The organism is Bradyrhizobium lablabi (genome assembly GCF_900141755.1).
Lineage (GTDB): Bacteria > Pseudomonadota > Alphaproteobacteria > Rhizobiales > Xanthobacteraceae > Bradyrhizobium > Bradyrhizobium lablabi_A.
Genome location: NZ_LT670844.1, coordinates 6612243 through 6624888 on the forward strand (window position 1 = coordinate 6612243; position 12646 = coordinate 6624888).

General features: G+C 62.4%; 13 protein-coding genes. 7 read left to right on the forward strand and 6 right to left on the reverse strand.

Annotated features, from left to right (window positions below):
* Positions 1–14: 14 nt before the first annotated feature.
* The 4 genes from flgH to flgF all read right to left on the reverse strand — a co-directional run bounded on the left by flgH (position 15) and on the right by flgF (position 3525).
* Positions 15–773: a flagellar basal body L-ring protein FlgH gene (flgH, locus tag B5526_RS30525; RefSeq protein WP_079543474.1), complete on the reverse strand. Its 759-nt coding sequence runs from the start codon at positions 771–773 to the stop codon at positions 15–17.
* Between the two features lie 6 nt (positions 774–779).
* Entirely contained in the window at positions 780–1853 is a 1074-nt protein-coding gene (flgA, locus tag B5526_RS30530) for a flagellar basal body P-ring formation chaperone FlgA (protein WP_079543475.1), read from the reverse strand.
* 12 nt (positions 1854–1865) lie between these two features.
* On the reverse strand, positions 1866–2654 hold the full coding sequence (flgG, locus tag B5526_RS30535; RefSeq protein ID WP_079543476.1) for a flagellar basal-body rod protein FlgG: 789 nt from the start codon (positions 2652–2654) through the stop codon (positions 1866–1868).
* Positions 2655–2760: 106 nt separating this feature from the next.
* A complete protein-coding gene (gene flgF, locus B5526_RS30540; RefSeq protein ID WP_079543477.1) occupies positions 2761–3525 on the reverse strand; it encodes a flagellar basal-body rod protein FlgF in 765 nt (254 codons plus the stop codon).
* 375 nt (positions 3526–3900) lie between these two features.
* On the opposite strand from flgF, the gene fliL reads away from it, so the two are divergent.
* The 6 genes from fliL to B5526_RS38055 all read left to right on the forward strand — a co-directional run bounded on the left by fliL (position 3901) and on the right by B5526_RS38055 (position 11303).
* Positions 3901–4398 (forward strand): flagellar basal body-associated protein FliL, encoded by a 498-nt coding sequence (gene fliL, locus B5526_RS30545; RefSeq protein WP_079543478.1) that lies wholly within the window; start codon positions 3901–3903, stop codon positions 4396–4398.
* Positions 4399–4416: 18 nt separating this feature from the next.
* The gene (gene fliM, locus B5526_RS30550; protein ID WP_079543479.1) at positions 4417–5619 is read left to right on the forward strand and encodes a flagellar motor switch protein FliM; all 1203 of its coding nucleotides are present in this window, start codon (positions 4417–4419) and stop codon (positions 5617–5619) included.
* Positions 5616–6065, forward strand: coding sequence for a DUF6468 domain-containing protein (locus B5526_RS30555; protein WP_079543480.1), 450 nt, complete (start codon positions 5616–5618; stop codon positions 6063–6065). The genes fliM and B5526_RS30555 overlap by 4 nt, the downstream gene beginning before the upstream one ends.
* Positions 6062–6820: a MotE family protein gene (locus tag B5526_RS30560; protein ID WP_079543481.1), complete on the forward strand. Its 759-nt coding sequence runs from the start codon at positions 6062–6064 to the stop codon at positions 6818–6820. Before B5526_RS30555 ends, B5526_RS30560 begins: the two co-directional genes overlap by 4 nt.
* Positions 6821–6941: 121 nt before the next feature.
* Positions 6942–10715 carry a tetratricopeptide repeat protein gene (locus B5526_RS38565; protein WP_079543482.1) on the forward strand — a complete coding sequence of 1258 codons (3774 nt, stop codon included), beginning with the start codon at positions 6942–6944 and terminating at the stop codon, positions 10713–10715.
* A 369-nt stretch (positions 10716–11084) separates the two neighbouring features.
* Positions 11085–11303: a hypothetical protein gene (locus tag B5526_RS38055; protein ID WP_154071534.1), complete on the forward strand. Its 219-nt coding sequence runs from the start codon at positions 11085–11087 to the stop codon at positions 11301–11303.
* Between the two features lie 332 nt (positions 11304–11635).
* On the opposite strand, the gene B5526_RS30575 is transcribed toward B5526_RS38055, so the two are convergent.
* Complete coding sequence (locus tag B5526_RS30575; RefSeq protein ID WP_079543484.1) at positions 11636–11815, reverse strand: hypothetical protein; 180 nt, start codon at positions 11813–11815, stop codon at positions 11636–11638.
* A gap of 285 nt (positions 11816–12100) precedes the next feature.
* On the opposite strand from B5526_RS30575, the gene B5526_RS30580 reads away from it, so the two are divergent.
* On the forward strand, positions 12101–12337 hold the full coding sequence (locus tag B5526_RS30580) for a hypothetical protein (protein WP_079543485.1): 237 nt from the start codon (positions 12101–12103) through the stop codon (positions 12335–12337).
* A 63-nt stretch (positions 12338–12400) separates the two neighbouring features.
* Here B5526_RS30580 and B5526_RS39220 read toward each other — a convergent pair whose 3' ends face one another.
* Positions 12401–12646 carry a type II toxin-antitoxin system HigB family toxin gene (locus tag B5526_RS39220; protein ID WP_079543486.1) on the reverse strand — a complete coding sequence of 82 codons (246 nt, stop codon included), beginning with the start codon at positions 12644–12646 and terminating at the stop codon, positions 12401–12403.

Below are 12646 nucleotides of genomic sequence, written 5' to 3' on the forward strand. Positions count from 1 at the left end.
TCTAGAAGAAAGTCTTAGAACGGCAGCAGCACGTCCATCACCTGTTGGCCGTAGCGCGGCTGCTGGATGTCGGTGATCTGGCCGCGGCCCCCATAGGCGATGCGGGCCTGCGCGATCTTCGAGGAATCGATGGTGTTGTCGCTCTGGATGTCCTCCGGCCGCACGATGCCGGCGACGATCAATTCGCGAATTTCGAAGTTGACGCGGATCTCCTGCTTGCCTTCGACCACGAGATTGCCGTTCGGCAAGACTTGGGTGACCACGGCGGCGACGTTGGTCTGCAGCGCCTCCTGGCGGTTGACCGAACCCTTGCCGTCGCTGGAGGCGGTCGAGTCCGCCGTCAGGATCCGGCCGGGCAGCACCTTCGCCGCGGTGACGCCCAGCGTCTTGGCGCCGACGAAATCGGTGATCCCGGAATCTTCCTTGTTGGTGCGGCTGCGCTGGGTCTCGTTGGCAATGTTGGCCTTGTCGGTGATGTTGACGGTCACCGTCAGGAGGTCGCCGACGCGCGCGGCGCGCTGGTCCTTGAAGAACGCGCGGCTGCCGTTCCGCCACAGCGAATTGGCGTTGTACGACACCGTCTCCGGTTTCGGCATCGGCATCTGCACCGGCTTGTAGCCGGGCTGCGTGGTCGGATTTTCGATCGCATTCAGTTTCGGCTGTTCGCCGATCTGCGACAAGCGGTCGATCGACGAGCATCCGCTCGCGACGCTGACGATGGTGAGCAGCGTGCCGGTGAGAACGATACGTTTTATGCTACTGGACCTGAACATTGAACTTTACTCGGTTTTTGGGGCGACTTGCGGAGTGTTGGTGTTGGTAGCGAGCGAGACGGGAGCTGCGGGTTCATCCGGCGCGATCGAGGAAGTTGTATCCGGTGCGGCGGGCCGCGGCGTTGCGATCGAGATCGACACTTGACCACGGCCGATCACGGTGCCGGTCACCGTGCGTTTGGACTGCAGATTGAGCACGCTGACGACGTCGCCTTCGGTGCCGGCCTCCAGCGCCTTGCCGCGAACGGTGAGATAAAGACCGGCGGTCTCGTAGATCATGGTGACGGTCTGGTCGCGCTGCACGAGGTCGGGTTTTGCCAGATCAGCCACCTTCAGCGCCTGACCCGCGCGCAACTGGCGCCGCGCCTGCATTCCAACCACGCGGTCGCGCGAGGCGACGTCATTGCCGACTTCGGCCTTGGGGCGCCGCTCGATCACGACATCGGAAGATTTTATCACCTCATTGCGCTCGATGCCGCGCGCGAGCACCGCGGCTTCGATGGTCTCGACCGCCGTTCCCGAAAAACGCAGCCGCGTCGGCGTCGCGACGCTGGCATTGGCGATCGCGAGCGTGACGTCGAACCGGCCATTGCGCGGATCGAACCGCACCGATGACGATTGTATCGCGGCGGTGTAGGAGGATTCGAGTTTTAAATCCTCGAGGGTGCGATCGAAGGTCAGGCTGATATTGGCGGCGTCGCCGAGACCATTGTGATGTTCCAGCGCGTGGGCGATCTGAAGCTCGATCTCCTTTGCCTCCAGGGTGCGCGCCAGCCGCGTCACCGAAATTTCCTGGATATTCCTTGTATCGACGCCGATCACCTGATGCGCGCGCAAGGCGGCGATCACTTGCGACGTCGGCAGCGTGCCGGTGGTGCCCAAATCCGGCGCGCGGTAGATCGCGATCTGCGCCGACGGGCCGGCATTGTCGATGACGTCGCCGATCCGCACCAAATCGCCGGAGACGGTGACGTTGGCGCGCAGCACCGGGGCGGCGATCACATCGTCGCTTTGCGCGAATGCGCTCACGCTGCTCGCCGCGAGCAGGGCGGTTGCGAGGAGGAGGGTGCGTAGTGTCATCAAAAACTCCCTCTACCTGAACAGCGCGGTTGCGGATTGCAGCATCTGGTCGGTGGCGCTGATCACCTTGGCGTTCATCTCGTAAGCGCGCTGGGCCGCGATCAGGTCGGAGATTTCGGTGACGACCTCGACATTGGCCTGCTCGAGATTGGCCTGCTGCATGTCGCCAAAACCGTCGGTGTTGGCGATGCCGTCCTGCGGCGCGCCCGATGCCGGCGTATCCGTGAACAGATTGTCGCCGATCGGCTGCAGGCCGGCCTTGTTGATGAAGCGCGTCAGCCCGATCTGACCCACGAGCGTCGGCGTGGTCGATCCCGGCAAGGTCACCGAAAGCTGGCCTTGCGCGTTGATGGTGATGCCGGAGGCATTTTGGGGGATCGTGATGGTCGGCTGCACCGGGTTGCCTTGCGCGTTGACGACGCGTCCCGTGTTGTCCATCTGGAACGTGCCGTCGCGGGTATAGGTGAAGCTGCCGTCGGGCATCAGGATCTTGAAAAAGCCTTCGCCGCGGATCGCGATGTCGAGATCGTTGCCGGTTTGCGACAGCGTGCCTTGCGTCATCAATCGCGGCGTGCCGACGGTTTTCACGCCGCCGCCGATGTCGACACCGACGGGAAGGATGGTGCCCTGATCGGAGGCCTGGGCGCCGACCCGGCGCACATGGTCATAGATCAGGTCCTGGAACGCGGCGCGCTGCTTCTTGAAGCCGGTGGTGCGCATGTTGGCGATGTTGTTGGAGATCACCTGGACGTTGAGTTCCTGGGCCGCCATTCCCGTCGCCGCGGTATAAAGAGCGCGCATCTGGTATCTCCTTCAAGCATGATCCCGAAAAGTGGTCGCCGGTTTTCGGAACAGATCGTGCTTAGTAAAAAAATTGCGGACGGAGTTCATTCAGTTGAATGAGCTCCTACGCCGGGACGTCGGCGAGCTTTTCGATCGCCGATTTGTGCAGATCGCTCTGCGTCTGCAGTAACGTCGCCATCTGCGTGTAGGTGCGCGTCACGTCGATCATGTGCGCCATTTCGATGACGGAATTGACGTTGGATTTTTCGACGAAGCCCTGCTTCACCTTCGAGGCGGTGTCGGGCGCCGGCGCCACGCCTGCGCCGGCCGAATAGAGATTGGAGCCCTCCTTCAGGAGTTTTTGCGCGTCGGCAAAAGAGACCACGCGCAATTTGCCGCGCACCGCGTCGATCCGGTTGATGCCTTCGAGCACGGTGATGTTGCCGTCCGCGGCGATCGAGATGTCGTGGTCGGTCGGCTGGAACACGATCGGGCCGGCGTTGCCGAGCACGGGATTGCCGGATGCCGTCACGAGCTGGCCCTGATTGTTGATGGTCAATCCGCCGTCGCGGGTGTAGCGCTCGCCGGCCGGCGTCTGCACCACCAGAAAACCCTGGCCGTCGATCGCGACATCGAGCGGATTTTTCGTCAGCTCGGTCGGGCCTTGCGTAAGGTCCTTGAAGGTGCCGCGGTCCTGCACGTAGCTGACGCGGCGGTCGCTTGGGATAAAATTGTCTTCGTGGGCGCCGGAGTTGAGGTATTCCTCAAACATCGAGCGGTCGGCCTTGAAACCGTTGGTGTTGACGTTCGCGACGTTGTTGGCAATGACATCCATCTGCCGCTCCAACACCATCTGCCGCGAAAGTCCGACGAGAAGCGCATTCTCCATCGCTGGTTCTCCCCTTTGACGATCCGCGAGCAAAACCCTCCCAGGCTCGGTTCTCGGATCAGGCGAACCGCCAAGCTCTCCCAAGCCGCGGTTCCCTGTGATGTCAGCGAAAGCCGTGCCAACTCATAAAATGCCGATTTTATAAGGGTTTAATTGTCTGGAAGGAGTTTTGCGGGGCGGCAGAAAGGTCTTGTTGACCATGTTTGCCCGGCAAGATTTTCCCAGTGGCTGCGCAAATGAAAGGTTCCATTAACCATTATTACCTTAGCGTCGACGCGTCATGAGAGGCGCGTTTGCGCTGGCGGCATTCGTATCGCGTCCCATGCCCTGGCTAGCGGCATCGCATTTTAGATTTCGAGAACGGGCGCGGGGGCGATGGCGGACAACGAACAGGCAGATGGCGTCGCGGCGGACGGGCTCGAGGCCGCGCCGGCGCCAAAGGGCAAGCTCAAGCTGATCATCGCGGCCGTCGGCCTGCTCATCATCATCGGCGGCGGGGTGACCTGGTTCTTTTTCCTCCGGGGTCACGGCGAAGAAGTGCACGCCGAGGCGCCGCCGCCGAAGCCGCCGGTGTTCGTCGAGGTGCCGGACATGCTGGTCAACCTGGCCGGCCTGCCCGGCGAGCGCGTGCAATATCTCAAACTGAAGGTCGTGCTCGAGGTCAAGGAAGAGAAGCAGGTCGAGGCGATCAAGCCGTCGCTGCCGCGCGTCACCGATATTTTCCAGACCTATATGCGCGAATTGCGGGCGAGCGACCTCAACGGTTCGGCGGGCCTGTTCCGGCTCAAGGAAGAACTGACCAAGCGGGTCAATGTCGCGCTGGCGCCGACGCCGGTCAATGCGGTGCTGTTCAAGGAAATCGTGGTTCAGTGATGGGACGAATCTAAGGATATGGCGGGCAACCCTTTAGACGATCAGGATGCAATCGCAGCCCAATGGGAAGCCTCGCTTGATTCCGAGGACCCGGCGGAGGCAGCGGCCGCGGCTGCCGCCAATGAACTCTCCGGCACCATGGCGCTGCAATGGGCCGCCATGGTCGAGGACGGCAGCCGCGATTTCGGCGGCGGCAAGAACGGCGGCGAGCGGGTTTTATCGCAGGAAGAAATCGACAATCTGCTCGGCTTCAACGTCGGCGAGGTCAGTCTCGACGACCATTCCGGCATTCGCGCCATCATCGATTCGGCGATGGTGTCCTACGAGCGTCTGCCGATGCTCGAAATCGTGTTCGACCGCCTGGTGCGGCTGATGACGACGAGCTTGCGCAACTTCACGAGCGACAACGTCGAAGTCTCGCTCGACCGCATCACCTCGGTGCGGTTCGGCGACTACATGAATTCGATCCCGCTACCGGCTGTGCTCTGTGTGTTCAAGGCCGAGGAGTGGGAGAATTTTGGCCTCGCAACGGTGGATTCGAGCCTGATCTATTCGATGATCGACGTTTTGCTGGGTGGCCGCCGCGGCCAGACCTCGCTGCGCATCGAAGGCCGCCCCTACACCACGATCGAAACCAATCTCGTAAAACGGCTGGTCGAAGTGGTGATGGCCGATGCCGAGCAGGCGTTCCGGCCGCTGTCGCCGGTAACGTTCTCGATCGACCGGCTGGAGACCAATCCGCGTTTTGCCGCCATCAGCCGGCCCGCCAACGCCGCCATCCTGGTGCGGCTGCATATCGACATGGAAGATCGCGGCGGCAATATCGAATTGCTGCTGCCCTACGCGACCATCGAACCGATCCGTCCCGTGCTGCTGCAGATGTTCATGGGCGAAAAATTCGGCCGTGATCCGATCTGGGAAGGCCATTTTGCCACTGAAGTAGCGCAAGCGCAGATCTCCGTCGATGCCGTGCTCTATGAGGCCGAGATTCCGCTCAAGGAATTGATGAAGCTGAAGGTCGGCGACACCTTGCCGCTGGAGATGCGCGCCGACGCGCTGGTCGCGGTGCGCTGCGGCAGCGTCGTGCTGACCGAGGGACGGATGGGACGCGTGGGCGACCGCGTTGCCATTCGCGTGACAAAACAGCTGCGCAAACCCAATACCACCTTCGCGATGTTCGAGAAGGCCGATGAGCAAAACAAGGCGCTGGAGGCCCAATGAGTCATCTACTCGGAATAGCAATCGAGAGCCTCGTGACGGTGTTGCTGTTGCTCACGATCGGCTATTGCATGCTCTTGAACAAAAGGCTGAAGCGGCTGAAGGCGGATGAACATTCGCTGAAGGCGACGATCGGGGAATTGATCACGGCAACCGAGATCGCCGAGCGCGCCATCGGCGGCCTCAAGCACACCGTGCGCGACGTCAACGAGAATCTCGGCAACCAGCTGACCGCGGCGGCGCAGATGTCGCAGCAGTTGCGTAAACAACTGGGCGAAAGCGACCAGGTGTTCCGCCGCTTGTCCCGGATCGTGACCGCCGCGCGGCCTACTTCCGAAGCCGAGCCGGAGCCGGAGGTTGCCGCACCAAAAATATCGTCGGCCCAGGCGGTCGCAGCAGCAGCGCAGGCATTTTCCGACCGCAGAAGGTCTAATGGCCTCGCCGCATGAAGTCCTTCCGTGACATTCGCGTCCTTCCGGTTGTGCTGGTTGCGATCTTCGGCCTGGTGGTGCTGAAGATCGCAGGCCTCGTGCTCGATGGCGGCTATGTCTTCGACTATCAGCCCGACAGCAGCAAGCCGTCCTGGGCGCAGGAAACCTTGAACTTTCCGACCGGCCGAAGCGATCCCGCCGACATCACCGGCTCGGTCGAGAAGCCCAAGGAGGAGGCGCCCAAGCCGGCCGCCCCCGAAGCGGCAAAACCCGACGGCACCGTGGTGGACCAGAACCCGCAGCAGGTGTCGCCGTCCGAACGGGCGATCCTGGAGCGGCTCCAGGCCCGGCGGCAGGAACTGGAGGCGCGGGCGCGCGAGATCGACATTCGCGAGAGCCTGCTCAAGGCCGCGGAAAAGCGCATCGAATCGAAGGTCGAGGAATTAAAGGCCACCGAGGCGCGGATATCGACGGCGAAGGAGCAGAAGAACGAAGCCGATGCCGCGCGCTTCAAGGGCATCATCACGATGTATGAAGCCATGAAGCCGAAGGACGCCGCCAGGGTATTCGACCGCCTCGAAATGTCGGTCTTGTTCGAGATCGCCTCGCAGATCGCGCCGCGAAAGATGTCGGACATCCTCGGGCTGATGTCGCCGGAAGCGGCCGAGCGGCTGACCACGGAAATGGCGCGCCGCGCAGGCTCCGACAAATCCGCTTCCGCGAACGATCTGCCCAAAATCGAGGGCAAGGTACTACCGCAAAAGCCCAATTGAGCCGAGGATATTTAACAAGTCCTTAAATCGCCAATCCTAGGATTCGAAGCGCGGGGCGCGCGCGCGTGCGTGCGTCCTGCCGGCGATTGAAGAACCGTTGAAGCGAAAGAGTGGACTTGGAATGGCGCCAAGGGCTGCCGCTGGATTTGGGTCGCTAGGCCGCGCCTTCGCGCGGGCGGCCCGGCATTGCCTTGGCGGACCGGTATCGCTTGCAGCCGGCCTGATCCTGATCGGCTTGCTGGTCCCCGGCGCCTGCCGGGCCGAGCCGGTCAGGGGCGAGGCTTCGCTGTCGGCAGGCGGCGGCTTTGCCCGGCTGGTGTTCAGGCTCGCCGAGGACGTCGAATCCGAGGTGACTACCGCCGGCTCGATCCTGATCGTCCGCTTCAAACACCCGGTGGACGTTCCGGTGGATAAATTATCCGACGCGGTGCCGGACTACATCAATTCGGTGCGGCGCGATCCCGACGGCTCGGCGATCCGGCTGTCGCTGGCGCGCCGGGTGACCATCAACACCATGACCGCCGGCGAGCGGGTGTTCGTCGATCTGTTGCCCGACAGCTGGACCGGTCCGCCGCCCGGGCTGCCGATCGAAGTGGTGCGCGAGCTCGCCGAGCGTGCCCGTGTCGCCGAGCGCGCCTTGCGCGTGCAGCGCGCGGCGGCGGAAGCGAAAAAGAAAGCGCCGGTGCGGGTTCGCGCTTTGGTGCAGCCGACCTTCGTGCGCTTCGTGTTCGAGATGCCCGACGGCGTCGGCGTCTCCTCGGTCTTGAACGACCAGAAGCTGACGCTGTTCTTCAGTGCCGCGCTCGCCTTCGATCTGGCGGACGCCAAGGAGGCGGCGCCGGCGAACGTCGCATCGATCACTCAGAAGATCGACGTCGAGACCTCCTCGGTGGAGATATCGTTGATCGGCGATGTCGACGTCCACTCCTTCCGCGAGGAGAAGAACTACATCGTCGATGTCGCATTCCAGCAGGCGGAAAAACCCTCCGCGCTGGCGCCGGCGGCAGACGCCTCGCATGGTTCACCGCCGGCAGCAGCAGCGCCGGCGGCTCCGATGGCAGCCGCGCCGGCAGCTTCCGAGAAGGCCGCCGACGCAGCACAGCCGCCGCGCCCAGCGAGCGAGATCGCGCAGCCGACGTCGGAGGCGATCGCCAAGCAAGCCAATATCGAGATCAAGCCTGAGCGTGCTGCCAACATGCCGCCGGCCGCGGAAATGCCGATCGTTCCGCCGCCATCCGATCCGCCGCCGGCAAAGGAGATGGCGGCTAAAGACACCACCGTAAAAGAGACAGCAGCAAAAGAGGCAGCAGCAAAAGAGACGCCCGCAAAAGAGACGCCTGTAGCAAAAGAGACGCCAGCAAAAGAGAGCCCGCCCGTAGCAGCAGCGCCGCCAAAGGCGACACCTGCAGGATCCGAGACGCCACCGGCAACCAAATCGGGCGGCGGCGCTTCGGTCCACGCGCGTCGCGATAGCGACGGCCTGCGGTTGATGTTTTCCTTTGCCGCCGCAACGCCTGCGGCTTTGTTTCGCCGCGCCGACACCGTGTGGCTGGTGTTCGATTCGACGAAACCGCTCGATATCGAGCCGATCCGCAGCAATGGCGGGTCGATCGTCGCCGACGTCAGCCTGTTGCCGTTGGAAAGAGGCCAGGCGATCCGCATCCGTCTCAACCGGCCGCAAATGCCGTCGCTGACGGGCGACGATCAGGCGGGTGGGGCGACGGACTGGACCGTCACCTTTGCCGATACGATGCAAACGCCGACCCAGCCGCTGGTGGCGGTGCGCAACATCGCCGATCCCGCGCACGCCAGCGTCATTGTGCCGATGGCGAAAGCGGGCCTTCTGCATCGGCTGGTCGATCCGGACGCCGGCGATACCATCCTGGTGGTGACGGCCCCGCCGCCGGTTCGCGGCTTCATCAAGCGGCAGGATTTTGTGGAGTTCTCGCTCCTGGAATCGATCCACGGCGTCGCGGTTCGCGCGAACTCCGACGATGTCACCGCCGAGGTCGCGCCCGACAAGGTCATCCTCGGGCGGCCCGGCGGGCTGACGCTGTCATCGGCCGACGTCGGCGTGGAGCGCGCGCCGGTCGCGGTGCGGCCGATTTTCGACGCCGACGAGTGGCACAAGAACCAGACTGAAAATTTTAGTACGCGATTGGACCAGCTTGTTGCCGCGGTTGCGGCGGCCGAAGGCGATGCGCGCACGTCGGCCCGGGTCGATCTGGCTCGTTTCTATCTGTCGCTCGGCATGTATACCGAAGCCAAGGGCGTTCTCGACCTGGTTCTGGTCGACACCCAGCCGGGGTCGGAGGATCCCGTTGCCCTGATCGTGCACTCGGTCGCTTCCAGCCTGATGGGCCGGCCGCAGCAGGGTTTGAAGGACCTCGCCAATGCGGCGGTCGGGACCAATTACGATTCGCAATTGTGGAAGGCGCTGGCCGCTGCACGGCTCGGCAAATGGGCGGAGGCGCGGGAGAAATTCAAGAACGTCGAATTCGCCATCACCTCGCTGCCGATGGATCTGCAGCGCATCGTGGTGGCGGAGGCGATGCGCGCTTCGCTCGAGGTCAAGGACTACTCCGGCGCAGCCAAGCGCTCCGGAGACCTCGACGTGATCGGCATTCCCGATGCAATGAAGCCGGCGATTGCGGTGTGGCGCGGGCGCCTCGCCGAGGCGCTCGGGCACGACAAGGATGCGCTGGACCAATACAAGCGTGCGGTGCAATCGCCCGATCGGGCCGCTGCGACCGAAGCCAAGCTCGACGAGATCGCGCTCAAGCAGAAGCGCGACGAGATCAGCGCGGCCGACGCGTTGCGCGAGCTGGAGGCGCTTTCGGTGACCTGGCGCGGCGACGCCCTCGAGGTGCGGACGCTGGAAATGCTGGCGCGGATCTACGCCGATACCGGACGCTACGGCGAATCCTTCGCGGTGACCAAGACCGCGACTAGGCTGCAGCCCAATTCGGAAATTGCAAGGCAAGGCCAGGATGCGGCGGCCGCCCTGTTCACCCAGCTCTTTCTCGGCCCGAAGGGCGACGATCTGCCGCCGGTCGACGCGCTCGGGATGTTCTACGAAAACCGTGAATTGACCCCGATCGGGCGGCGCGGCGACGAAATGATCCGCCGCCTTGCGGACCGGCTGGTCGCCGTCGACCTGCTCGACCAGGCGAGCGACCTCCTGCAATATCAGGTCGACAAGAGGCTCGAGGGCGCCGCGCGCGCCCAGGTCGCAGCGCGCCTCGCCATGGTCTATTTGACCAACCGCAAGCCGGATCGCGCCATCGCAGCGCTGCGCTCCACCCGCATCGCCGATCTCTCCGGCGAACTGCGCCAGCAACGGCTGCTGTTGGAGGCGCGGGCGCAAAGCGACGTCGGACGCCATGATCTCGCGCTCGACATCATCACCAATATCAACGGCCGCGAAGCGATCCGGCTGCGCTCCGACATCTACTGGGCGTCGCGGCGCTGGCGTGAGGCGTCCGAGCAGATCGAATTGTACTACGCCGACCGCTGGCGCGATTTCAAACCTCTGAACGCCGTGGAGAAGAGCGACGTGATCCGCGCGGTGGTCGGCTATGCGCTGGCCGAAGACGCCATTGGGCTGGCGCGTTTCCGCGAAAAATACGCGCCACTGATGAGCGGGGAGGCCGACCGCGCCGCGTTCGAGACCGCGAGCAAGCCGGCCAACGCCAACAGCGCCGAGTTCGCCGAGATCGCCAAGATGGCCGCCAGCGTCGATACGCTCGACGGCTTCCTGCGTGAAATGAAGACCCGTTTCCCCGACAACACCGCGCACGCGGCGCTGCCGCCGGAGACGCAAAAGGCCGATCCGGTCTCGACCGGCGCGCTGCCGAGGATCATCGGCCTGACGCGCGCTGACGCAAAAAGGTAGCGCGTCGCCCAGACGTGCTCGTCCACGAATTTACGATCGCCAAAGCCGAATACCTCAATCGGTCAAAGTCACGCTCCCCCATCGCGGCCTGTCGCCAAATATGCTCGGCTACCTGAAATGCCGAGACGGCTGTCTGGTTGGTAAACTGGGGGTCGGTCAAAACATCATCCAGAACCCGACGCAGCATTGTCGTATTCGCCTCGTCCAAAACCGTTGCCATATCTGCACCATCTGAAAAGCTTGAACAAATTGACCGGAAGCAGGACCATGTGAAGAAAGAACACCGGGTAGATGTGAGCCAACAATCCATAGACAATGAAAAGGACATTGCTCAAAAGTGCGAAAGTTCGAAGCGCCACGATCGTCGTCATGCAGAAACTGACGAGAACGCTGAGCGCTGCCGAGAAGCCCAGGAAATTGATCCACCACATGCCTGTGTTCTCGCATTTCGACGATCAGTTTCGACGTCTTATCGCAGCAGTTGACGCGATCGCCGGGTGGGCCGGCGCCGCCGCGGTGGTGATCGTCCCCGGCCGATCCGCGATGGCGGCAAGTCCGCCAACCAGCAGCAGCGCCGTGGCGCCGTAAAATATGAAGAATCCGAGCCGCCATCGTCTGAAGACAATCTCGTCTTCCGGCGCTCTTGGCGGGAATTTGCTTCCATCCCAAACGCAACGAGGGGATGAGACGTCAAGGTTCCCATGTTGCCGGACGTCAGTTTCGTTCAAATGAGTTGCGGGCGAGAACGGCTTTTCCATTGCTGGGGTCATATGTCACCGAATATCTCTGGGCCATTTCGACAGGCTTGAACTGGTCAGTGCAATACTCCAAGCGCCTGATTGCGAGGCTACCTGGTCACGCAAGAATCCGTTGACTTCAAATCGCTACCTTCAGTGCAACCACGTTCGAATGTCGTCTCGCTATGGGAAAACAGTCATCGAGGACAAATCGCCAAGCGATACTCCAGGCGACATCGAATCGAAATAGATCGCGATGAGGAGCGCGATCGAAAAAATTGAGTAGCCAAGTATTATCGTTGCGTCGTGATCTCGGACTACGCCTTTGACGTGTTCGAGCCGGCGCTGCTCCACGATTTCCATTGTTTGTCTCCAATGTATCCAGCGCGATCTAGCGTCCGGATCGAAAATATATTTCGACGCCGCCGGCGAATGTGAGTTCGTTCACATTGCCCAATTAAAAACGAGTGAGCTAAACTCCGAATCTCTGGGACAGGTGATGCGTACAATCACCCATCTCATCCGACGCGCTTGTTAGCTGCGTCACATCTCAAATATTATTTGTCTTAAACCCCATATGCGCCTGCGGTTGCGGCGGCGGAATGCCAGCGACCACGAACACGATATCGAACCAGAGGAAGCGCCCCCATGAGCAAACCCAGCAAGACCGAAGCCGAACTGATTGCGATGGCGAGGGCGGAGCTGAAGGTTCACGCCGACTGTCCGGACGGAATCGTGTTTTTCGTGCTGCGAAGCGAGGACTCCTGGGAATTCCGCACCGAGGCCGACGAGGCGACCAAGGCTAAGCCCGGCTATCCCGAATGCGTCGCGATGCTGGTCCAGATCGGCGACCATCTCAGCAAGCAGTATGATGTGAAGCGGTAGAGCGCGGCTCGTTCGGTTTCGTCGCAGCCTGCCAAACCTGGCCGCGATGGATCAGGGCGCCGGTCACGCCGCGTTTTTTCGGCTCGGCCGGATCAGCACTTCTGCAGAGAGACCGAGGCCAATCCACTTGATCCACACAATACCCTTGTCGAAGTCAGCGGCCACGACCAAACGATAGTCGTTCCCTTTGATATTCGCCTCGAAAAGGCGTGGCTCCGGATTCGCCGGCGCCAGCCCGATGATGCTCGCTGGCCGAACCGGGGCGGCAGCGATAGGATATCCGACGCCGGCTGCCGATAAAGGAGTCAT